This window comes from Candidatus Krumholzibacteriia bacterium (assembly GCA_029865265.1).
Classification (GTDB): domain Bacteria; phylum Krumholzibacteriota; class Krumholzibacteriia; order WVZY01; family JAKEHA01; genus JAKEHA01.
Window position 1 is genome coordinate 87,501 of record JAOUHG010000002.1, and the last position, 22,402, is coordinate 109,902.

12 protein-coding genes, 2 tRNA genes and 2 rRNA genes (1 of these 16 running past the window's edge) are annotated in these 22,402 nt (G+C 65.7%); 5 read left to right on the top strand and 11 right to left on the bottom strand.

The genetic code is table 11. From position 1 onward, the window contains the following. The 7 genes from OEX18_01605 to tyrS form a co-directional block, all read right to left on the bottom strand. Positions 1–279 (bottom strand): 23S ribosomal RNA (locus OEX18_01605); it reaches 2,745 nt to the left of the window's first position. 86 nt (positions 280–365) lie between these two features. After that, positions 366–441, bottom strand: a tRNA-Ala gene (locus OEX18_01610). Between the two features lie 28 nt (positions 442–469). Then, positions 470–546, bottom strand: a tRNA-Ile gene (locus OEX18_01615). Between the two features lie 135 nt (positions 547–681). Then, positions 682–2,252, bottom strand: a 16S ribosomal RNA gene (locus tag OEX18_01620). Together the 16S and 23S rRNA genes with 2 tRNA genes alongside form the textbook arrangement of a ribosomal RNA operon. 433 nt (positions 2,253–2,685) lie before the next feature. Beyond that, positions 2,686–3,837, bottom strand: coding sequence for an SGNH/GDSL hydrolase family protein (locus tag OEX18_01625; GenBank protein ID MDH4335958.1), 1,152 nt, complete (start codon positions 3,835–3,837; stop codon positions 2,686–2,688). Beyond that, a complete protein-coding gene (locus OEX18_01630; GenBank protein ID MDH4335959.1) occupies positions 3,834–5,600 on the bottom strand; it encodes a heparinase II/III-family protein in 1,767 nt (588 codons plus the stop codon). Before OEX18_01630 ends, OEX18_01625 begins: the two co-directional genes overlap by 4 nt. Positions 5,601–5,604: 4 nt before the next feature. Next, positions 5,605–6,846: a tyrosine--tRNA ligase gene (gene tyrS / locus OEX18_01635; protein ID MDH4335960.1), complete on the bottom strand. Its 1,242-nt coding sequence runs from the start codon at positions 6,844–6,846 to the stop codon at positions 5,605–5,607. Between the two features lie 129 nt (positions 6,847–6,975). Between tyrS and OEX18_01640 the strand changes: the two genes are divergently transcribed. Beyond that, entirely contained in the window at positions 6,976–9,159 is a 2,184-nt protein-coding gene (locus OEX18_01640; protein ID MDH4335961.1) for a PBP1A family penicillin-binding protein, read from the top strand. Here OEX18_01640 and OEX18_01645 read toward each other — a convergent pair. The 4 genes from OEX18_01645 to OEX18_01660 form a co-directional block, all read right to left on the bottom strand. Next, entirely contained in the window at positions 9,156–10,340 is a 1,185-nt protein-coding gene (locus tag OEX18_01645) for a phosphopentomutase (GenBank protein ID MDH4335962.1), read from the bottom strand. The genes OEX18_01640 and OEX18_01645 overlap by 4 nt on opposite strands. Before the next feature lie 30 nt (positions 10,341–10,370). Continuing rightward, complete coding sequence (gene alr, locus OEX18_01650) at positions 10,371–11,537, bottom strand: alanine racemase (protein ID MDH4335963.1); 1,167 nt, start codon at positions 11,535–11,537, stop codon at positions 10,371–10,373. Positions 11,538–11,681: 144 nt separating this feature from the next. Continuing rightward, positions 11,682–12,464, bottom strand: a complete 783-nt coding sequence (locus OEX18_01655; GenBank protein MDH4335964.1) for a hypothetical protein — start codon at positions 12,462–12,464, stop codon at positions 11,682–11,684. Positions 12,465–12,601: 137 nt separating this feature from the next. Then, on the bottom strand, positions 12,602–14,002 hold the full coding sequence (locus OEX18_01660) for a multiheme c-type cytochrome (protein MDH4335965.1): 1,401 nt from the start codon (positions 14,000–14,002) through the stop codon (positions 12,602–12,604). A 206-nt stretch (positions 14,003–14,208) separates the two neighbouring features. On the opposite strand from OEX18_01660, the gene OEX18_01665 reads away from it, so the two are divergent. The 4 genes from OEX18_01665 (at position 14,209) to OEX18_01680 (ending at position 22,228) form a co-directional block, all read left to right on the top strand. Next, on the top strand, positions 14,209–16,689 hold the full coding sequence (locus tag OEX18_01665; protein ID MDH4335966.1) for a hypothetical protein: 2,481 nt from the start codon (positions 14,209–14,211) through the stop codon (positions 16,687–16,689). Positions 16,690–16,934: 245 nt separating this feature from the next. Beyond that, positions 16,935–19,418: a hypothetical protein gene (locus tag OEX18_01670; protein MDH4335967.1), complete on the top strand. Its 2,484-nt coding sequence runs from the start codon at positions 16,935–16,937 to the stop codon at positions 19,416–19,418. A 141-nt stretch (positions 19,419–19,559) separates the two neighbouring features. Then, positions 19,560–20,888, top strand: coding sequence for an ATP-binding protein (locus tag OEX18_01675; protein MDH4335968.1), 1,329 nt, complete (start codon positions 19,560–19,562; stop codon positions 20,886–20,888). Positions 20,889–20,896: 8 nt separating this feature from the next. Further along, entirely contained in the window at positions 20,897–22,228 is a 1,332-nt protein-coding gene (locus tag OEX18_01680; GenBank protein MDH4335969.1) for a sigma-54 dependent transcriptional regulator, read from the top strand. The last annotated feature ends 174 nt before the right edge of the window (positions 22,229–22,402 follow it).

The window sequence follows — 22,402 nt, forward strand, 5'->3', positions numbered from 1 at the left end:
GCTGGGTTTAGGCTCTTTCCCTTTCGCTCGCCGCTACTGAGGAAATCGAGGTTTCTTTCTCTTCCTGGGGCTACTTAGATGGCTCAGTTCACCCCGTTAGCTCGCAATCGACTATGGATTCATCGACGCGTAACACGGTTTTGCCGTGCTGGGTTTCCCCATTCGGAAATCTCCGGATCAACGGTTGTGTGCACCTCACCGGAGCTTATCGCAGCTTACCACGTCCTTCATCGCCTACCGACGCCAAGGCATCCGCCATGCGCCCTTAGTAGCTTTACTCAATTAGCATCTAAGGAAGATACCGCTCTCTTACCCAAACAGAATGTCAAAGAACGAATCTGGCCATTGCCAGCAAATCCTCTAAATGGTGGAGATAACCGGGCTCGAACCGGTAACCCCCGCCTTGCAAAGGCGGTGCTCTCCCAATTGAGCTATATCCCCAAAACCTTAGAGAATTGTCTCCAGAACCTGGTGGGCCTAGGTAGACTTGAACTACCGACCTCACGCTTATCAGGCGTGCGCTCTAACCAACTGAGCTATAGGCCCGATAAGTTTATTATCGGTTCAATTGGAAACCATATTCGAACGAGTAGTGTGGTGAGCCGAGGTTCGGCTCGTCGACCTAGGAGTGTGACACCGGCGATCTCGTGAAAAGATCACCGTCGTCATAACTCTCCTTAGAAAGGAGGTGATCCAGCCGCACTTTCCAGTACGGCTACCTTGTTACGACTTAGTCCCTCTCACCAAGCACACCTTCGGCGCTTTCGTCCCTTGCGGGTTCGTGCAGCGACTTCGGGTGCACTCGACTCGGTTGACTTGACGGGCGGTGTGTACAAGGCCCGGGAACGTATTCACCGCAGCCTGCTGATCTGCGATTACTAGCGATTCCAACTTCATACAGTCGAGTTGCAGACTGTAATCCGAACTGAGACAGGCTTTTTGGGATTCGCTCACTCTCGCGAGTTCGCAGCCCTCTGTACCTGCCATTGTAGCACGTGTGTAGCCCGGGACGTAAGGGCCATGATGACTTGACGTCATCCCCACCTTCCTCCGGTTTATCACCGGCAGTCTCTCTAGAGTGCCCAGCTTGACCTGATGGCAACTAAAGACAAGGGTTGCGCTCGTTGCGGGACTTAACCCAACATCTCACGACACGAGCTGACGACAGCCATGCAGCACCTGTGCAACCGTCCCGTAAGGGACGGCCCGTGTTTCCACGAACCTTCAGCTGCATGTCAAGCCCCGGTAAGGTTCTTCGCGTATCATCGAATTAAACCACATGCTCCACCGCTTGTGCGGGCCCCCGTCAATTCCTTTGAGTTTCAACCTTGCGGTCGTACTCCCCAGGCGGGGCACTTAATGCGTTAACTGCGGCACGGAAGGGGTCGATCCCCCCACACCTAGTGCCCATCGTTTACAGCTAGGACTACCAGGGTATCTAATCCTGTTTGCTCCCCTAGCTTTCGCTCCTCAGCGTCAGAACTGGTCCAGAAAGTCGCCTTCGCCACCGGTGTTCCTCCTGATATCTACGCATTTCACCGCTACACCAGGAATTCCACTTTCCTCTCCCAGCCTCAAGCTCCACAGTATCGAGGGCGGTTCCACAGTTGAGCTGTGGTCTTTCACCCCCGACTTACAGAGCCGCCTACGAGCTCTTTACGCCCAATGAATCCGAACAACGCTTGCTCCCCCCGTGTTACCGCGGCTGCTGGCACGGAGTTGGCCGGAGCTTCCTCTGGTGGTACTGTCATGTCACTCGGGTATTAGCCGAATGATTTTTCATCCCACCTGACAGGGTTTTACGATCCGAGAATCTTCATCACCCACGCGGCGTCGCTCGGTCAGGGTTTCCCCCATTGCCGAAGCCTCTCGACTGCTGCCTCCCGTAGGAGTCTGGGCCGTATCTCAGTCCCAGTGTGGCCGACCACCCTCTCAGGCCGGCTATCCATCGTCGCCTTGGTAGGCCATTACCCCACCAACAAGCTAATAGAACGCGGGACCATTCCCAGGAGGAAGCTTATAAATAGAGGCCTCCTTTAACCACGAATCATGAGATCCGTGGCGTCATGCGGTATTAGCAGCCCGTTAGAGCTGTTATCCCCCGCCCAGGAGCAGGTTTCCCACGCGTTACTCACCCGTTCGCCACTTTACTCGTACATCCGGGTTACCCCTTCAGTACTTTCACGTTCGACTTGCATGCCTAATCCACGCCGCCAGCGTTCGTTCTGAGCCAGGATCAAACTCTCCGTTGTAGAAGATTTTTAATCCTATTCGATCAGAAACATGGCTCAACGAAGTGCGGAATTGGAAACCGGCTCCCTTGCGGAAACCGCCGCCAACCGCGTGCACTTCGAGAGCCCGTTCGATTCGAAACAATATCTCAAGACCCCAAACCGCCACATCGCCGCAGAAGCGGACAACGTGCGTTCGAAGCCTCGAGCCGAACTAACTCAGGCTCACGCACACTACTCGAATTTTCAAAGATCGTGCGGACAGGAACTGCTTCCTGCCCGGGAGGAATTCTATCCGAGATCAAAGATCCTATCGGTATGAATTCACTGAGGTAACGGCCAATATATCCGAGGTGGCCGGGAAGTGTCAACGGGGATCTTCAACATTCTTGTTAAATCTTTCACCCCCCCCTGAGAGGTGGGTCGCCATGGCCCCCCGGGGGTGCTTGGGGGGCTATTCGTGCTGGATGGCCGGCGCCAGGGCCGCCACCAGCGCGTCCGCGGCCACCCGGTGACCGGCGTAGCTCCAGTGGGCCCAGAACAGCGGCTCACCGCCGGCCCGGCCGGACGCCGCGAACGGCCCCGCGAGGGCCACGAAGCCCGCCCCGGTGCTGTCCGCCATCGCGGCCAGATCGTCGTCGAAGAAGGCCGGGTCGAAGGTGGGGTCTATCGCACGCAGGGCCGCCGCCTCCCCGGCGTGGCGGACCGGCGGCACCGAGATCAGCCACAGCGTCACCCCGCGGGCGGCGCACGCCGCGGCCATCTCGGCCAGCAGGCGCTTGTTCATCGCGTACTGGCGCAGGTAGGTGGAGTCCGGGTGCGCGGTGCACAGCGACCGCTCGCGCGAGATGCGGGGCTCCCCCACCGCGGCGGTCGGTGCCGGAGCGCGGCGCAGCGCGTTGTAGCGCTCCGCAATCAGGGACGCCAGCACGGACCGCTGCTTGACGGGGTTGATCAGCGCGCGCATGCGATACCCCCGGCTCTGCGCGAAGCTCATGTCGAACACGAGCGACCCGTCGGGTTGCAGACGCGGGTAGGGGCGCAAGGTGCCATCGGCGGTCGCCGGGCTGATGTCGGCAATGTCGTTGCCACCGGTGAACAACACGACGACGGCGTCGGGATCGCAGGGCAGCACGTCCCGCCGCAGCACAATCAGCTCCTCGGTGGTGGTCATGCCCGAACGCCCGAAGTTCATGCACTCCACACGCCCGCCCCCCGGACCGAGAACGTGCAGCGCGTTGAGCCGCCGTTCGGTGACGGCCACGAAGGTGGAATCCAACTCCACCTGGAATGCCTCCACATAGCTGTCGCCAATCACCGCCACGCGATAACACCGCACCGGCTTCTCGCACGTTCGTTCGTAGTCGCGCCAGCCCAGCGCGTTGATGCGCCCCTCGACGGGGTGGTCGTTCTCACCGAAGAACCAGTAGCCGGCGCCGGGCGTGAAGCGGAAGCCGATCTCGGGATCCGGCTTGCTGAAGGAGACGCGCGCGTTGAAGAGGTGGGTGGCGCGCAGCAGCGCCTCCACACCCATCACGACGACGCACAGCGGGACCAGGAGCAGGAGGAAGACACGCAGCGCCTCGCCGGCGCGGGATCGTCTCATCGCTGACGACGTCTCGGGTGGCGGCGGAGTTCGTCCACGCGGGTCTCGACGAACAACTCACCCTCGATCTGAACCACCAGCACCGACGCGGGCCGCAGGATCCCGTGCTGCGGCGAATACCACCCCAGCATCGGGCTGCCCTCCCCGCGCGCCTGTCGTACCTGGACCGTCGCGGCGGCACTCAGGGGCACCACACGGATCTGCATTTCAAAGCTGCGGGCTCGCCTGGTAACGAGACGCCACGACCAGATGCCCCCTTCCCCCGCCTGCAGCGGGACGATCTTCCACACCGACGGACCGATGTTCCACAGCAGGACTGCGTGCGGCGGGACCGCGTCCGGCGGCTGCGCCGCGGGACGGTGCCGCTGCCCGCCCGCGCGCAGGGTGTCCGTCACCACCAGCGCCCGGTCGCGATGCGACATCACCACCGTCCTCGTCACGTGGTACGCGACATTCGTCATCTCGCCGCGCCAGCAGGTCGTGTCGGCATTCGAGAGATTGAGTACGCGCTCCGCGCGCAGCACATTGCGGACCACCGAGGGATCCGGCTGCGTCAACGCCCGCAACACGGTGTTGTGGGCCATGGCGGAGCGGCAGAAGTGACGGCGCATGTCGCCCGCGTAGGAGAACTTGCCCGCGTCACCCAGCAGGGTTTCGCCGTCGACACAGTAAAGCACCGAGAGCGCGTCGCAATGGGCGTGTGCGGACATTTCCACGCGCTGCGCCGGAACCCGGAAGACCACGTAGCGGCGGTCGCGGTGGCGCCCGTCGCCTTTGTACACGGCGTAGCCCGCGTCGGTGTCCACCAGCACCCTCTGCCCGCCGGGCGCACGCGCAATGCGATACTGCCCGCCGAACTTGTCCACGGCGGAGGAGTCCGTGTCGCCGATCTGCGGAATGCCGCCGCTGTGGTCCTGCAGGTAGTAGGCGGCGGCGCGCATGCGGGCGACGGCATCGCTCAGCTCGAGGGCCGTCTCCTGCACCGACTCCGGCCCCGACGCCAGATAGGCTGCGATTTCGTCCAACCAGCCAAGAACTGTGAAATGGTAGCCCGCGGCGTGTTCGCGGTGGACCCCGCGCTCCGACACCGACAGCCGGGTCAGCGCCCGCAGACGCTCGCACGCGACGCCGCGCGCATTCTCGTCGTCGTACACGCGCGTGGTTTCGTAGAGACCGAGCGCATCGATGAAACCGTGGTTGCTGTTCGGGTCGAAGTGTTTGGCAAGCCATCGCTGGTGCTCGAGAATCGCCCCCCGCAGAATGCCCACCACGTCCTCGTCGGGTTGCCCGCGCGTCTGCTCGCTGCGCAGGTAGTACACGAACACCAGCGCGCGATACGCCCACGTCATGGGTTCACCGCAGCGCGCGGGCGCCACGTCACCGGCCATGTGCACCGCGAACCAGCGGATCAACCAGTCGCGCGCAATGGCGCGATCCTGCTCGCGCGGCGACGCGATCAGCGGCAGCAGGAAGCGCATCTCCTGCATCTGCATCCACCAGCTGTAGTCCGTGCCGATAGTCTGTTCCCAGGCGAAGCTGCGGGCGTCGAACGCGTCGTAGTGCTGGACGCGTACGCGACCGTCGCGCAGGCCGGGCAGGTCGGCGGGATCGGCGTATCGGTCGATATAGTGATCGTAGAAGACGGGGCTGTCGAGATAGTCACCCCGGGAAGGAATGTCCAGCAGGTCCGGTTCCGCGACCTGTCCCCGGGCGGCCCCCGCGGCGGCCAGCAGCACCAGCGCCATGCATGCGAGTCGGCGCATGCGCTCAGGACACCACGATGTCGGCGAAACCGCGCTTGCCCACCTGTACGGCGTAGGCTTCCTTGCGCGGCACGAGGCGCAGGTCGGCGTCGGAGACCTTCTCTCCGTCCACCTTGACCGCGCCCTGCGAGATCATGCGGCGCGCCTGCGAGGTACTCGTGCACAGCCCCGCCTGCTGCAGGGCCTTCGCGATCCACAGCCCGCCCTCATCCACCTTCATTTCGACGCGCTGCGTTTCCTCGGGGCGCTCGTGCTGAACGAACAACCGGTTGAAGTGCGCCTCCGCCGCCTCGGCGGCTTCCGCATCGTGGTATTCGGCAACCAGGGTGCGCGCCAGTTCGCGCTTGAGGTGCGATGGATTGGTGGAAGGATCCTTCAGACGCGCGCGGATGGCATCGACCTCCGCCGGCGTTCGAGACGTCACCAGCTCGAAGTATTTCACGATCAGCGTATCGGGGATCTTCATCGTCTTGCCGAAGATCTCCTCGGGCGCCTCGGTGATGCCGATATAGTTGCCCAGCGACTTGCTCATCTTCTCGACGCCGTCGATCCCCTCCAGGATGGGCAGGGTGAGGATCACCTCGGGCTCCTGCCCGTACTGCCGCTGGATTTCGCGGGCCATGAGCAGGTTGAACTTCTGCTCGGTGGCCCCGATCTCCACGTCGGCCTGAAGCGCGACGGAGTCGTACCCCTGCGCCAGCGGGTATACGAACTCGAGCAGGCTGATGGGCTTGCCCGCGTGGTAACGCTTCTCGAAGTCGTCGCGCTCCAGCATCTGCGCGACGGTCTGCGTGGCGGTAAGGCGCAACACGTCGGCGAATTCCATCTTGGCCAGCCAGCGGCTGTTGTAATCCACCCGGGTTTTCTTCGGATCCAGGATCTTGAACGCCTGCTCGGTGTATGTCTTTGCGTTGTCGATGAGTTCGGCGTGGTCGAGACGCCGGCGGGTCTCGCTGCGGCCGCTGGGATCGCCGATCATTCCGGTGAAGTCCCCGATGAGGAACACGACGGTGTGCCCGAGGTCCTGAAACTGGCGCAGTTTTCGCAACCCGACGGTGTGGCCGAGATGGATGTCGGGGGCGGTGGGGTCGAACCCCTGCTTGATCACCAGCGGCTCGCCGCCGGCGAGGAATCGCTCCAGTTTGCGCCGCAGGTCCTCCTCGGGGATGACCTCGACGGCGCCCTGGCGGATGATGGCCATCTGCTGGTCGACCGAGAGCGCGGTTTCGTCTTGCTTGCGCGTCATGGAATGCTACCTTTCAACGGCGTAACTTTAGCTGGAGTCGGCAATTGTATCAGCCGGCGGCGGGTGGCGTAAAGCATAGCCGCCATTCGGCGCCCCGTGCTATCGTGCCGGGGACCCCAGGTTGATCCTATGAATGACGATCTGAACAACGGCACCACACAGCCACCCCGGCAGCCGCCACCGGCGGCGCCGCCCGCGGACCCCGCGGCGCCTGCGCCCGGCGGGCAGCCGCCGCGCTGGCGGGTGGAGCACATCCTCATCGGCGTGGCCGTGCTCGCATCGGGGCTGATGTTCAGCGCCTACCGCTACTTCGCGCGCGATCTGCCCAGCACCTCCCGCCTCGAGATGATCGAGCCCACGCTCAAGACCCAGGTGTTCGGCGCCGACTCGAGCGTGGTGGGCGAGTACTTCGTGGAGGACCGCGCGCTGGTTCCGCTGGAGGACCTGCCGCCCTACCTGGTGGACGCCTTCATCGCCATCGAGGACCGCAAGTTCTACACCCACTGGGGTGTGGACATGTTCGGCATCGCGCGCGCGGTCGTCATCAACGCGCGCCGCGGGCAGCGTGTGCAGGGGGGCAGCACCATCACCCAGCAGCTGGGGCGCAACCTCTTCGACATGTTCGAGAACACGCTCACGCGCAAGATCAAGGAAGCCATGCTGGCCATGCGCATCGAGCGCGCATACTCCAAGGACGAAATCCTGGAGATGTACCTCAATCAGATTTACTTCGGCGGTGGCGCGCACGGCGTGGAAGCGGCCGCGCAGACCTTCTTCGGCAAGAAGGCAAAGGAACTCACCATCGGCGAGGCCACCATGATCGCGGGGCTTCCCAAGAACCCGCGCGACTACTCCCCCATCAACCACCTGGAGCGCGCGATGCAACGGCGCGACGTCGTGCTCGCCGCCATGGTGGACACGGGCAAGCTCACCCGCGCCGAGGCGGATTCCATTTCCGTGGAACCGGTCAACGTCCGCCCCGGCAAGCCCGGCCAGAGCGAGTTCGCCGCCTACTTCCTCGAAGAGGTTCGCCAGTATCTGGAGGAACGCTACGGTTCGGATCGCATCTACCGCGACGGCCTCAAGGTGTACACGGGCCTCGACCCGCTGCTGCAACGCGCGGCCGAGGACAGCATGGAATCGCAGCTCGCGCGCATGGAGAAATGGCGCAACTACTCGGAAACCAAGCCCAGCTACGAGGCCGCCCTCGCCGCCGGCGAGGCGGTTGGCACGCCGGCCTACCTGCAGGGTGCGGTGGTTGCGATCGACGTCAAGAGCGGCCTGGTGCGCGCCCTGGTGGGCGGGCGCAGCTTCAAGGACAGCAAGTTCGACAGGGCCGTGCAGGCGAAGCGCCAGCCGGGATCCGCGTTCAAGCCCTTCATCTTCGCGGCGGCGATGGAAAACGGATACACGCCCGCCGATATCCTCCTCGACGCGCCCATCGTGCTCGACCTCCCCAACGGCGACGTGTGGAAGCCGCAGAATTACTCGGAGACGTTCGAGGGCGAGGTGACGCTGCGCCACGCGCTCAACGTGTCCATCAACATCGCCGCCATCCGCCTGCTCATGGCGATGGGGCCGGCGGAGGCCATCAACATGGCCCACCGCCTGGGGATCAAGAGCGACCTCGAGGCGGTGTACTCGCTGGCCCTCGGGGTTTCGGAAGTCACCCTGCTGGAGATGACCAACGCCTACGCCACCCTCGCCGCGGGCGGCATGCGCGGCGACGCGCTACTGGTAAAAAAGGTGGTGGATCGCGAGGGGCGTGTGCTGGAAGAGAATTCCATTTATCGCGAGGAAGTGGTGGACCCGGCGGTGAACTACATGATCACCAGCCTGCTGGAGAGCGTGATGAACGAGGGCTTCGGCCACAACGCGCGTGTCAACGGCTTCAACGAACCCGCCGCGGGCAAGACCGGCACCACCGATCTGTGCACCGACGCGTGGTTCGTCGGGTTCACCGGAGACCTCGCCGTCGGCGTGTGGTCGGGCTTCGACGAGAAGAAGACGATGGGCGCGAGAATGACCGGATCGGCGGTTTCACTGCCCACGTGGACGTCGGTCATGAAGACGTACTACGCCCACCGCCACGCACCCGACTTCCCCGAGGTGCAGGGCGTCGAGTACCGCATCATCTGCGAGAAGACGGGCCTGCTGGCCACCGAGTTCTGCCCGCGTATCCGCCGCGAGGTGTTCATCGTGGGCACCGAGCCACGCCGCTCCTGCGACCGTCACGGATCCGCGTCGGCGCGCCCGGTGCAGGACATGCAGAGCGTCGAAGAACTCGACCGCCGTATTCTGGAAGAGCACTAGCCGGTCGCGGCGCCCGCCGCGTCCACCACCGGCGTTCCCGCGGGCGCGCGCGTGCCGCTGAGAATCCACTCCACGGTTGCACCCACGTCGGCCAGCGAATCGCGATCACCCAGCAGGCGCCCGTTCACCAGCCCATGGTGATGCACCAGGAGGGGTGCGTATTCGCGGCTGTGGTCGGTGCCGGGCGTGGTGGGATCGTTGCCGTGGTCCGCGGTGATGATCAGAAGGTCTCGCTCCCGGAGTTCTTCCAGGAAACCGCCCAGGAAGGCGTCGAACTCCTCCAGCCCCAGGGCGAATGCGCGCGCGTCGTTGCGGTGTCCCCACATGCTGTCGAAGTCCACCAGGTTCACGAATACGAGATCGAAGCCGTCACCGCGCACGGCCTCCAGCAGGCGCGCCATTCCTTCGCGATTGTCGCGCGTGTGCAGCGCATGCGCGATACCCCGCCCCGCGAAGAGATCGTCGATCTTGCCGATGGTCAGGGTGCGCCTGCCCGCGCCGGCGAGGCGATCGAGCACGGTGGATTGCGGCGGGGCCAGCGAGTAGTCGCGGCGCCCCGCGGTGCGGTGAAAACGGCCCGGACTCCCCGCGAAGGGACGCGCGATGACCCGCCCGACGGCGTGCGGCACCACCATCACGGCGCGCACCGCCTCGCACCACGCGTACAACTGCGCGGGCGCGACGCGTGCCTCGTGCGCCGCAATCTGCAGCACGCTGTCGGCCGACGTGTACACGATGGGTGCGCCGGTTTCCAGGTGGCGCGGCCCCAGTTCCTCCAGGATCACGGTGCCGCTGGCGACCCTGTTGCCGAGGATCCGGCGGCCAAGCGCGTCTTCCACGCGCGCCACCACGTCCGCTGGAAACCCGTCCGGGTAGGTGGGAAATGGATGGGTGAGGACGCAGCCCATCAGTTCCCAGTGACCGGTGGTGCTGTCCTTGCCCGCGGATCGCGGGCACAGGCGGCCATGGTGCGCCCGCGCTTCGGTGGCGGGCGTGACACCCGCGATGTGGGTGATGCCCCCGAGGCCCAGCCGCGCCAGCGTGGGAACCCGCAGGCCACCCACCGCGCGGGCGGTGTTGGCCAGGGTGTGACTGCCCGTGTCGCCGTACGCGGCGGCATCCGGTGCCTCGCCGGCGCCAACGCCGTCCAGGACCAGAAGAATCACCCTGGAGAATCGCATGATGATGCGGCACCGGCCGCGCGAACGCGTTTACACGGCGACGTTGTTGGGCAACACGCCGAGCAGTGTCTTGAAGGTCTCCACCTTGCCGCGGCGGAAGTAGGTGCGCGGCACCCGCTTGGAGATCATGCACATGATCTCGTAGCAGATGGTGTCCGCCCACGTGGCGAGATCGTGGAACGAAATCGATTCGTCCCCCTGGCTCCCCACCAGCACCACGTCATCGCCCTCGGCGGGAATCGCCGGGAGATCGGTGAGGTCGACCATCGTCATGTCCATGGTGACGCGCCCCACGATGGGCACGCGGTGTCCGGACACGAGCATGGCGCCCCGGCCCGACAGGCGCAGCGGATAGCCGTGACCGTAGCCCACCGGAACCACGCCGATGATCGAATCGCGCCGGGTGGTGAACGAGCGGCCGTAGGAGATCGTGCGCCCCGCGGCCACGCGGCGCACGCGCACGATGCGCGACTTCCACGCCATGACGGGCGCGACGGCGATACCGGGCGTCCCGCCCGCAGGGTGCAGGCCGTACGCCAGCAGCCCGGGCCGCACCAGGTCCATGTGCGATTCGGCCACGCCATCCACGGCGGCGCTGTTGGCACTGTGCACCATCGGTACCACCACCCCGGCCTCCCGCAGGCGCGCCACCAGCGCTCGGAAACGTTTTATCTGTCCGCGCGTGTACTCGGCATCCGTGTCCGACACCGGGAAATGCGTATAGACACCGCGCAGGTTCACCGCCGCGTTGCGCGCGATGCGCACGATTTCATCGAACGCTTCCTCTTCGGCGATTCCGGTTCGTCCCATGCCGGTATCGACCTCGACGTGCACGTCGAGCGGCCGCGCCGGCGCAAAACGCGCCACCGCGTCGGCGAAACTGGCCGAAGGCAGTGTGATGGCAAACCCGTGCCGGGCAACCGGGGGGAGTTCGGTCTCCAGGATGGGGCTCAGGATGAGGATGTCGTTGCGGATGCCGGACTCCCACAACTCGACCGCTTCGTCCACCGTGGCCACGCCGAAGATGCGCACGCGCTGCGCCACCGCGGACGCCACCTGCACCGCGCCGTGACCGTAGGCGTCGGCCTTCACGGTCAGCAGGATGCCGACGTCGGCGCCGACGGCGGTCTGGATGGTCTCGATGTTCCGGTCGAGCCGGTCGAGATCGATCTCGAGCCAGGTGGGAAGCCGCTTCATGGCCCGGACGCTACCGCAGGCCGAAAACGGCGGTCAAGCAGGGTTTGCGGAGGATGCAGCATAAGGTTCCGAACGTGAAAGAGGCGCCCCCGAGGGCGCCTCTTTCCAGGTACAGAAACGGACGGGATCGGGTTCGTCGCGCGATCAGGTCCGGAACACCTTGTTCAAGAAGGTCACGTAGTCAACTTCCACCGTGCCGCAGACGTGATTCTTCTGCCGCTTCACCCACGGTTCGGCCTCCACGAAGGTGACGCCACCGTCAAACGTGGCACCGCTGCTGGCCAGCAGGTTGAACACGATCTCGAGCGCCGGCGGCGGTTCCGCCACACGCAGCAGGGGCACCTGGCCCCGGGCGGAAGGCGTGGCACCTTCCAGCATCCAGTACTTGTCCTTGCCCTCTTCGACGCGCACCAGCTTGGCCGAGAGCTGGTACTTGCGCTCCGGCTCTTTCTCGAGGCCAACGGTGTCGTTGTATTTGAAGCGCGTCATTTCAGCGGGCGTATGATCCTCAGACGCAAAGCCGGCGGCATTGGTCATGCGCGGCAACGGAATGGAACGTCCCTGCGGAATGGGAACGGTGTCGTTGCCCGCCACCACTTCCATGCACCGGAAATGCGGCGCAGGGCTGAACTTCTTGACGACGTTGAACGTGATCGTCCCCGGATCGTAGGACTTGATCTTGTCGGCGAGACTCGCGCCGGTGATGAACGTGGAAACGTTCCCCTGGCGGACGAGCACATAGTCGCCGGCTGACTCGACGATCTCGGGTGACACCAGCTTGTACTTGAAGCCCTTGCTCAGAACGGGCGGGCCGTACAGCGCCTGGCGCAGCGAAATCTGGGCGTACGGATCTACGGGCGCCTTCTCGCCGCAGCCCGCGAGAACAAAGACACCCAGCAGGCACAACGCAACAAACTTGAATTTCATCGACGAACCACTCCTTGATACCCGGCGCGCAGTGTTCCTTCCCCGTGCGTTGGGTTCTTTGCGCCGATTCGGTGCTCCGGTGGGATCATCAAAAATAAACCGGTAGGCCGGAACCGTAACACCGCCCCCCGGCAGTGTCAACGGCCTTTTACCGCACCGGCCGGCGCCCCGCCCGGGCCATGGTCGATCCGCTTCCAGAACGCCTCCACCTCGAAGTCCGGGCTCTGGTCCTCGTTGTGGCAGTCCCGGCACAGGCTGCGTGCGTCTTCCACGCCGGGTCTGACGTCCGGGTCCCGCACGTGACCGGCCGCATTGCCGTGGCAGGACTCGCACTGCACGCCGGTGAGGTGGGGGGTGGCAACGACGTTCTCGAAGCCCCCGTTCTTATAGAAGCCCACCGAGTGGCACGGTGTGCAATCCCGGTCGAACTCGCGCGAGAGGTCGGTGAGCGTTTCCCAGGCGTGCGCGTGCCGTGTGTCCGACCACGCGGCGTGGATGTCCTCGTGGCACTCCCGGCACGCCTCCGCGCCCTGGAAACGGCTGTGGGAGAGGTTGCGCACGTTGGTGACACCGGTGGGGAGCGTCGCGCGCTCCTTGGCGGCGATGTCGAAGTCGTAGGCCTGGAACAGGCGGCCGATGGCCTCGTCGTCCGGAAAGCGCTCGTCCATGGGAACCACCGCATCCTGCATGCTGGCGACGCGCCCGTCGGGCCCCAGCGTGGCGTAGGCCACGCCCATGTACAGCCCGCGCGCCGCGAGCTCGAGCAGGTAGGCGTCGCCGAAACGGCGCAACTGGCGCATGGGCTTCCCGTCGTGCCCGTGGAACACGGCGTCCACCCCGCGCAGCAATTCCGTGAAGCGTTGCGCCTCCCCGCGCGGCATGTGCGCCAGCACCACCACCAGGTCCACATCGCCGCGCATCCCGTCCACCACCGGCTGCACGGCCGCCAGCGGGTCGCGAATGTCCAGCGATCCCGCCGCCACCTGCGGCGGCAGCGCAATGGCGGGGCTCATCACGCCCGCAATGCCCACGCGCAGGCCGGAGGGCAGCGTAACCACGCGCGACGCCGGAAAGATCAACGTATCCCCGACCGCGTCGTACAGATTGGCCGCCACGATGGGCAGCCGCGCGTCGCGGGAACGCCGCAGGATGAAGTCCAGTCCGAAACCGAGTTCGTCCTCGCCGATCACCACAGCGTGATAGCCCATGAGCGCCATGGACTTGAGGGTGACGTCGGCCTTCTCGACGCCGTAGTTGATGCTCGCGCCGAAAAAATCGCCCGCATCCACCAGCAGCATGTCTCCGGTGGTGTCCGCGACGGCCTTCAGGAAGGTGGCACGTCGTCCCAACCCGCCCAGGTCGTGTTCGGAGCACCCGCAGGAGCGGATCTCGCCCCACAGGTCGTTGGAGTAGGCAATGGCGAGACGCTTCGGCGCCGTCTTTTCCTCGCCGCAACCACCCAGCGCCAGCACCGCGAGCAGCATCGCGATTGCGCCAGGGCCACGACGGCCGAGAATCTGTCCAAATGAAAGGGTCATACATTTACCTGTGGCGACCACGGATCTCCATGTTAAGCGAACGCCGGTGGTTTACGCCAGCACTGCCCCCGCACAAGATGGCGCTTGACGCAACTCCGGGCACGATGCTCATTGAAAGCACGAAGCCAAATTGCTTCGCGATCCCACCCCTCGTTTCGTCACACCGGTGAGCCCCACCGACTCCGGGATGTATCCAGGAGGATGGCATGAAACGAGGTTCGCTGGCGCTCGTTGCGCCGTTTCTGTTTGCAATCCCCACTGTCGCCGCGGCCCGTCACAGCTATACACCACCGGCGTCCAAGACCGGCGGTGAGCCGCAGCGTGTGTTCGTGCTCGACGGGTCCACCGTCCATAACGTGGGCGAACTGCAGATGCACCTGGGCAACTGGGGGTTGTTCGGCTCCCTGCCCGGTGCCGGGGCCGCGTATTCCGAGGCCCCCTCGGCGCAATGGCCTGCGGGCAGCGGCACCGAGTACCTGTTCGGCGCCGGCCTGTGGGTGGGCGCGCTCAAGAACGGCATCCCCGCCGTGTCCACCACCCTGGGCTTCGATCCCAACGGCATCGTCTTCGAATTCGATCCCGGCCGCGACACCCGCGACATCATGTACCGCGCCGCGGAAGGCACCCGCGGCGGCGCCCGCGCGCCCGCCGAGGCCGACGACGACGGCGACGGCGCGGTGGATGAAGACCCGCTCAACGGCTATGACGACGACGGCGACGGCGCCATCGACGAGGACTTCGCCGCCATCTCCAACCAGATGTTCGCCTGCCGCTATGCCGACTATTACCCGGAAACCGCGCGCGCGTTCCCGCAGCACAACCCGCTCGGGCTGGAGGTGCGGCAGCAGAGCTTCCAGTGGGAGGAAGACCGCTACGACGATTTCGTGGGCATCGAGTTTCACATCACAAACGCCGGCAGCAACGTGCTGGAAGACGTTTACGTGGGTTTCTTCGCCGACGGCGACGCCGGCCAGCGCACCACTGACCGCTACTATGAAGACGACGCCACCGGCCGCAGTTTCGTCCCGGTGGAATGCACCGACCTTGGACCCGTCTCCATGGACATCGCCTACGTCTTCGACGCCGACGGCGACGAGGGCCGCACGCTGGGTTACCTGGGCATCATGTTCCTGGGTCATACCGTGGACCCCACCGGCGAAACCGCGCCGCGGCGTGTGGGCATCAGCACCTACGCCAACTTCTCGGGCAGCGCGTCGTTCGAGGACGGCGGCGATCCCACCAACGACTTCGAGCGCTACGAACTGCTGTCATCGAAGGTGATCGAGCGCAACGCGCAGGTACCGCGCGACTACCGCATGCTGATGGCGGCCGGCCCCTTCAAGGAGCTGCTGCCCGGCAGCACGCTCGTGTTCCAGACCGCCTTCGTCATCGGCGAACGCTATGCCGGCATGGTGGCCAACGCGGCCAGCGCGCAGCTCACCTACGAGGGCGCCTGGTTCGACCAGGACAACGACGACCTCACCGGCGCCACCGGTCGCGAGACACCGGTGGTCGGCCCCGCCATGGGGGTGGCCATCGACACCTGCCGCTTCGCCCAGCAACCGCCGGTCAACGTTCCGCGCGGGCAGACGGTGTGGATCAACAACGACTGCGCGCGCGAGGAGATCTTCCGCGCCGGCTGCGGATACACGCTGGAGGACTCGCTCAAGTTCATGACCGGCGTGGACGGCCAGGAGACACACATCTACTGGCTGGTGGGAACCGCGCCGCCGCCGCCGACGCTTCGCATCGACGCCGCCGCGCGCGACGGTGTCGCCATCTACTGGGACAACTTCAGCGAGGTCACGCCCGACGTAAAGACGCTCAGGCTGGACTTCGAGGGCTATCGTGTATTCCGGGCGGACAACTGGACGCGGCCGACGGGAACATCCGCGCGAACCGGGCCGCCGTCCAACTTGTGGAAGCTGCTCCGTGCCATGGACGTGGTAAACGGGCTGGGGGATGATACGGGGCTCAACCCGTTCCGCTACGAACCGCTCGCCCACATCCTCGAGCCGGCCCAGAAGCGCGACATGATCGAGAGCATGAAGCAGTACCTCACCGAGTACCCCGGCGCGGACCCGCCCTGCCCGCAGGGCGTAACCCCCCAGGTGTGCGACACGCTGGAGGCGCTGGCGGCATACGAACTGGGGATGATGGAGCGCGGCCGCCAGTACTACCGCTACATCGACCGCAGCATGCACCGTGGCCGCCCTTACTTCTACGCGGTGACCGCTTCCGATCACGGCGAAGACGAAGACACCCGCGCCCTCACCCCGGGAAAGATGGGCGACCCCGCCGCGAACTTCGTGTTCGTCGAACCGCAACAACCCTCGCAGGCGGACTACGCCTACCGCGACGAGGCGGTGTATGTGGTCCCCAACCCGGCCACCCGGGAGTCGATGCAGCCCTGGGCGCTCGGTCCCAACAACGACGACCCCACCGGCATCAAGGTGGAGTTCCGCAACCTCCCCGCGGACCGCGGCACGATCCGCATCTTCACCCTGGCCGGGGACCTGGTGGAGGAGATCGGGTTCGACGGGCGCGGGGGGGTGGGAACGGCCGAATGGGACCTGGTGTCGCGCAATGGCCAGGACGTCGCGAGCGGCGTCTATCTATTTTCCGTGGAGACCGATTTCAACGCCGCCTTCGCGCGCAAAGTCGGCAAGTTCGTGGTGATCCGCTAGGATACCGGCCTTGCGGGTCCCGCCCCGGGGGGCGCGCTCCGGCGCGCCCCCCGAGAGACCGCTCCCCGGCCCCGGGCCGGCCTCCCCCCCGAGCGCTGTATCCGCAATTGTGCCTTGACAGTCCGCCCGCCGCATGGCACCTTTTCCAGTGATCCCACCACTCGTATCGGCCGTAGGCGGCCGGCCAACAGCCTGTTCCCAGTACGCATGTTACGGTCTTCCGGACTGATAGGAAGGATACCGGAATGAGAAAGCGCAATGTGTGGTCCGCCGGCCTGTTCATCGTGGCCGCCGTACTTCCGTCCCTCGTGTTCGCGCGCATCGACACCCCCAGCGAGGTCACCAAGAAGGGCCAGACCGGCCCCAACCGGATCTTTGTGCTGGATGGCTCCAACGTTCACAACGTCGGCGAGTTGCAGATGCACGTCGGCAACTGGGGACAGTTCGGCTCCTGGCCGGGCTCGGGGCTGACCTTCTCCGAGGCTCCTTCCGCGCAGTGGCCCGCGGGCAGCGGTGTCGAGTACCTGTTCGTGGCCGGCATGTGGGTGGGCGCGTTGAAGGCGGGCGTCCCGGCGGTGTCCACCGCCGCGTATGCGTTCGAATTCCGCCCGACCCAGGACCCCCTCGACATCATGTATCGCGCGGCCGAGGGTGCCCGGGGCGGCGCGCGCGCGCCATCCGACAACCGCGACGACGACAAGGACGGCGAGGTGGACGAGGACTGGCTCAACGGGCGCGACGACGACGGCGACGGTCAGATCGACGAGGACTTCGCGGCCGTCTCCAAGCAGATGTTCGTGTGCCAGTACACCGACGACCAGCCCTCCGCCACGCAGATCTATCCGCAGCACAACCCGCTGAACCTCCACGTGCGCCAGGAGAGCTACCAGTGGGAGGAAGACCGCTTCGACGACTTTATCGGCGCCCAGTTCATCATCACCAACCAGGGCAACAACGTCCTCGAGGACGTGTACATCGGCTTCTTCGCCGACGGTGACGCCGGTCCGCGTGACGTGGACAACTACTGGGAAGACGACGCCACCGGCCGCCGCGCCGTGCCCGTGCTGTGCACCGACCTCGGCCCGGTGTCGATGGACATCGCGTTCGTGTTCGACGCCGACGGCGACAACGGCCGCACGCTCGGCTACCTGGGGATCATGTTCCTCGACCACACCATCGACCCCAACGGCGAGTTCGCACCGCGCCGCGTGGGCATCAGCACCTACGCCAACTTCTCGGGCAGCGCCTCGTTCGAAGACGGTGGCGATCCCACCAACGACTTCGAGCGCTACGAGCTGCTCTCGTCGAAGATCATCGAGCGCGACGCGCAGGTGCCGCGCGACTACCGCATGCTCATGGCGGCGGGGCCGTTCAAGGAGCTGCTGCCCGGCAGCACGCTCGTGTTCCAGACCGCCTTCGTGATCGGAAACCGCCTGGACGGGATGATCGCCAACGGTGCCAACGCGCAGCTCACCTTCGAGGGCGCATGGTTCAACCTGCTCGGTGACGACCCGGTGCCGACCGGATACGCGGGGCGCGAAACGCCCGTACCGGGACCGGCCAGCGGTATCGCCGTCGATACCTGTCGCTATCAGAACGCGCCGCCCATCAACGTTCCCCGCGGCCAGACGGTCTGGATCAACAACGACTGCGCCGAAGAGCAGCTCTTCCAGACCGCCTGCGGTTACGACCCGGCCAAGGAAGACACACTCAAGTTCATGACCGGTGTCGGCGGCAACGAGACCCAGATATTCTGGATCGTGGGCACGGCACCGCCGCCGCCGTTTCTGCGCATCGACGACACGAGCACCGACGGCGTCGCTATCTACTGGGACAACTTCAGCGAGACCAAGCCGGACATCAAGACGCTGAAGGACGACTTCGAGGGCTACCGGCTGTTCCGCGCCGACAACTGGACGCGGCCGACCGGCACCTCGGCTTCCAACGGCCCGCCCAAGGAGTTGTGGAAATTGCTGGTGGAGATGGACCTGATCAACAACTTCGGCGAGGACACAGGGCTCGACCGCTACCGTTACGAGCCGCTGACCAGCATTCTCTCCCCGTCGGTCAAGCGGGACATGATCAACTCGATCAAGCAGTACCTGACCGAGTACCCGGGTTCCAACCCGCCGTGCCCGCAGGGCGTCACCTCGGAAGTGTGCGACACGCTGGGTGCGCTGGCCGCGTGGGAACTGGGAATCACCGACAAGGGGCGGCAGTACTACCGCTACGTCGACCGCAGCATGCACCGCGGGCGGCCGTACTTCTACGCGGTGACCGCGGGTGACCACGCCATCGCTTCCGACGGGACCTTCTTCGAGGGACTCGTGGGTGATCCGTCATCGAACTTCGTGTTCATCGAGCCGGGCGGACCCTCGCAGGCGGATTATGCCTACAACGAAGACGATGTCTACGTGGTACCCAACCCAGCCACCACGGAGTCCATGCAGCCGTGGACGCTGGGCCCCAACAACGACGATCCCACCGGTATCAAGGTGGAGTTCCGCAACCTGCCCGCCGATCAGGGCACCATCCGCATCTTCACCCTCGCGGGTGACCTGGTGGAGGAGCTCTACTTCGACGGCCGCACCGGCAACGGTACGGTGGAGTGGGATCTCGTCAGCCGCAACGGCCAGGACATCACCAGCGGCGTTTACCTGTTCGCCATCGACACCGATACCAACGAGGCCTACAGGCGCAAGATCGGCAAGTTCGTCGTCATTCGGTAGCCGTTCCTTTTCAGGATCGAACAAACCAGCGGGCTCGCCCATTGTGGGCGGGCCCGCGCCGTTTGCCCTCTTCTTTGCTTGTCGCCCCTCGCGACGCTCGCCTAGAATGATGCCACGCTGGCGCACCCGGCGCATCCGGCCATGCAAAGATCCATTGTATCCGCGCGGACACGGCCCACGTTGTTCGTGGTCTTTCTCGCCGCGTTCTCGGCCGTGCTCGTCCTGTCCAACCTGGCGCTGTACCGACGCGCGCGCGGCCACCTCGACAGCCAGCTGGGCGAACGTCTGCGCGCCATCGCCACCGCGGTGGCCCACGAGGTGGAGGACGCCGGGCCGGATTCGCTCACCGCGGGCACCATCGACCCCGTCCTCTACGACCAGTTGCTGATCGCGCGCGACGACCACCAGCTCTCCAACATCGTCATCATCTCCGCCGCCGGAAACACCGCCATCGACCTGGCCGGTTACAGCGAGCCCGGAGACGAGAACCCCTTCATCCAGCTCGACGTGGCGGCCGTCGCCCTCGCCCGCGCCGGCGTGGCGGCGTACACAAGCCTGTACCGGACCGGCGACGTGTACCTGAAGAGCGCCTACGCGCCCGTCCACGGCGTGACCGGCACGATCATCGGCGTCGTCGGCGTGGAGGCTGGCGCGTCGTTCTTTGCACAGCTGCGCGAGCTGCGCGACCTCATCGTGCTCATCTCGCTGGGCAATGCCTCGGTGGTCATCCTGCTGGGGTTTCTCTTCTACCGCCGCACGCGTTCGCTGGAACGCGCGCGGGAGGCGATGATCGAGACGGACAACCTGGCCACGCTGGGCAGAATGGTGGCGACGATCGCGCACGAGATTCGCAACCCGTTGAGCATCATCCGGGCCTCGGCACAGCGCGTGCAACGCCGGCACGCCATCGACGATGAAGCGCTCACCTACATCGTCGACGAGGTGGACGGGCTGGATCGTGTCCTCACCGGCTATCTCCAGTTTGCGAAGTCGCAACCCGCGGCGTTCGTCCCCCTCGAAGTCGGCCGCATCCTGCGCCGGGCCCTGCTGGCGGTCGAGAACCAGGCCAAGGCCGGGAATATCGAGGTGGGGGTGCAGGACACCGGCGCTCTGACCCTGCATGGCGATGAACGGCGCGTGCGCCAGGCGGTGCTGAACGTGCTGTTGAACGCCCTGGAGGTCACCCCGCAGGGCGGACGCATAGGCATTGACGTGGGCCACGATGCCGGGCACGTTACTATCAGCGTGAGCGACAGCGGGCCGGGCATCGACCCCGCCATTCTCAAGGACGTCACGCGTCCCTTCTTCACCACCCGGGTCGACGGCAGTGGTCTCGGCCTGAGCGTGGTGCAGTCGGTGATGGAGGAGCACGGCGGCAGCCTGCGCATCGAGCGGGCGGACTCAGGCGGCGCGCGCATCGTGCTTTCCTTTCCGCGGGACCCGGGCGCGGCAACTGCCGCAAAGGAGTAGGCCCCAGCATGGCGCACATTCTCATCGTGGACGACGAGGTTCGCATCGGATCGCTTCTCGCCGACGAACTGGGCGACGCCGGGCACCACGCCCGCGCGGTCACCAGCGGCGCCGACGCGCTCGCCGCGGTCGAGACAGCCGTTCCCGACATCGTCATCACGGACCTGCGCATGGGAGAGATGGACGGAATGACGCTGCTGCGGGAGCTTCGGCGCCGCTTTCCCGCGGTGGACGTGGTGGTGATGACGGCCTATGCGTCCATCGAGACCGCCATCGCGACAATGCGCGAGGGCGCGTACGACTACATCATCAAGCCGTTCCGCAACGAAGAGGTCCTGCTGGTGATCGGCCGGATCGAGGAGAAGCGCCGGCTGGAGGTCGAGAACCGTGGCCTGCGGCAGGCGCTGGCCGGTGGCTCGGCGGGCGACCTCGTCGGCACCAGCCCGGCCATGATGGAGGTGCGGCGTCTGGTGCAGAGTCTCGCGCGTTCGGACGCGGCGGTGATGATCCGCGGCGAGAGCGGCACCGGCAAGGAAGTGGTGGCGCGGGCGCTGCACCGGTCATCCGGCCGTTCGTCGGGCCCGTTCATCGCCGTCAACTGCGCCGCCATCCCCGACACGCTGCTGGAGAGCGAACTGTTCGGCTACGAGAAGGGCGCGTTCACGGGTGCGGTGCGCAGCAAGGCCGGGCACTTTCGTATCGCGGACCGCGGCACGCTGTTCCTGGACGAGATCGGCGACCTGCCGGCGGCGCTGCAGGCGAAACTGCTGCGCGTGCTCGAATCGCAGTCGTTTACGCCGCTGGGTGGCGTCAAGGAGGTGCACGTCGACGTGCGCCTCGTGTCCGCCACGCACCAGGTGCTGGAAGAAGACATCGCCAGCGGCCGTTTCCGCCAGGACCTGTTCTACCGGCTCAACGTCTTCCCCATCGTCATCCCGCCGCTGCGGGAGCGCCGCGAAGACATCGCAGACCTGGCGCGCCACTTCCTCGCGGACTGGGGCCGCGCGCCGGCCGACCTCGCTGACGACGCGCTGGCACGGCTGGCGGCACACGATTGGCCCGGCAACGTGCGCGAGCTGCGCAACGTGCTCGAGCGCGCGGTGATCCTGCGACCGGAGGGACGCATCGGCACCGCCGATATCATGATTGCGCCTGAACGGGTGGGGGCGGTGGTTTCCGCGGCGGACGGAACCGGTACACTCAACCTCGAGGAGGCGGAGCGCGAGCTCATTGTACGCGCGCTCGCCGCGACGGGTGGAAACAAGAGCGAGGCCGCGCGGCTGCTGGGGATCACGCGCCGCGCGCTCTACGGCCGCCTGGAGCGCTATGGAATGGAGTAGCGGACTGGACCACCCGGTGCACGGGGTGCCCCTGCGCGGTCACCCGCCGCAGACGGTCCGGGCCACGCCGGCCCGCGGGTTCTTGCAACATATTGCCGCATTTTCACATACGTCACCGGCCGTCCGGGCGCGCGGCTGGCACCCGGCTTGCGGTATCCGGCCCGGGACACGGTC

Coding starts and splice junctions, on each gene's coding strand:
- OEX18_01625 (MDH4335958.1), bottom strand. CDS start 3,837: ATGAGACGATCCCGCGCCGGCGAGGCGCTGCGTGTCTTCCTCCTGCTC.
- OEX18_01630 (MDH4335959.1), bottom strand. CDS start 5,600: ATGCGCCGACTCGCATGCATGGCGCTGGTGCTGCTGGCCGCCGCGGGG.
- tyrS (MDH4335960.1), bottom strand. CDS start 6,846: ATGACGCGCAAGCAAGACGAAACCGCGCTCTCGGTCGACCAGCAGATG.
- OEX18_01640 (MDH4335961.1), top strand. CDS start 6,976: ATGAATGACGATCTGAACAACGGCACCACACAGCCACCCCGGCAGCCG.
- OEX18_01645 (MDH4335962.1), bottom strand. CDS start 10,340: ATGCGATTCTCCAGGGTGATTCTTCTGGTCCTGGACGGCGTTGGCGCC.
- alr (MDH4335963.1), bottom strand. CDS start 11,537: ATGAAGCGGCTTCCCACCTGGCTCGAGATCGATCTCGACCGGCTCGAC.
- OEX18_01655 (MDH4335964.1), bottom strand. CDS start 12,464: ATGAAATTCAAGTTTGTTGCGTTGTGCCTGCTGGGTGTCTTTGTTCTC.
- OEX18_01660 (MDH4335965.1), bottom strand. CDS start 14,002: ATGACCCTTTCATTTGGACAGATTCTCGGCCGTCGTGGCCCTGGCGCA.
- OEX18_01665 (MDH4335966.1), top strand. CDS start 14,209: ATGAAACGAGGTTCGCTGGCGCTCGTTGCGCCGTTTCTGTTTGCAATC.
- OEX18_01670 (MDH4335967.1), top strand. CDS start 16,935: ATGAGAAAGCGCAATGTGTGGTCCGCCGGCCTGTTCATCGTGGCCGCC.
- OEX18_01675 (MDH4335968.1), top strand. CDS start 19,560: ATGCAAAGATCCATTGTATCCGCGCGGACACGGCCCACGTTGTTCGTG.
- OEX18_01680 (MDH4335969.1), top strand. CDS start 20,897: ATGGCGCACATTCTCATCGTGGACGACGAGGTTCGCATCGGATCGCTT.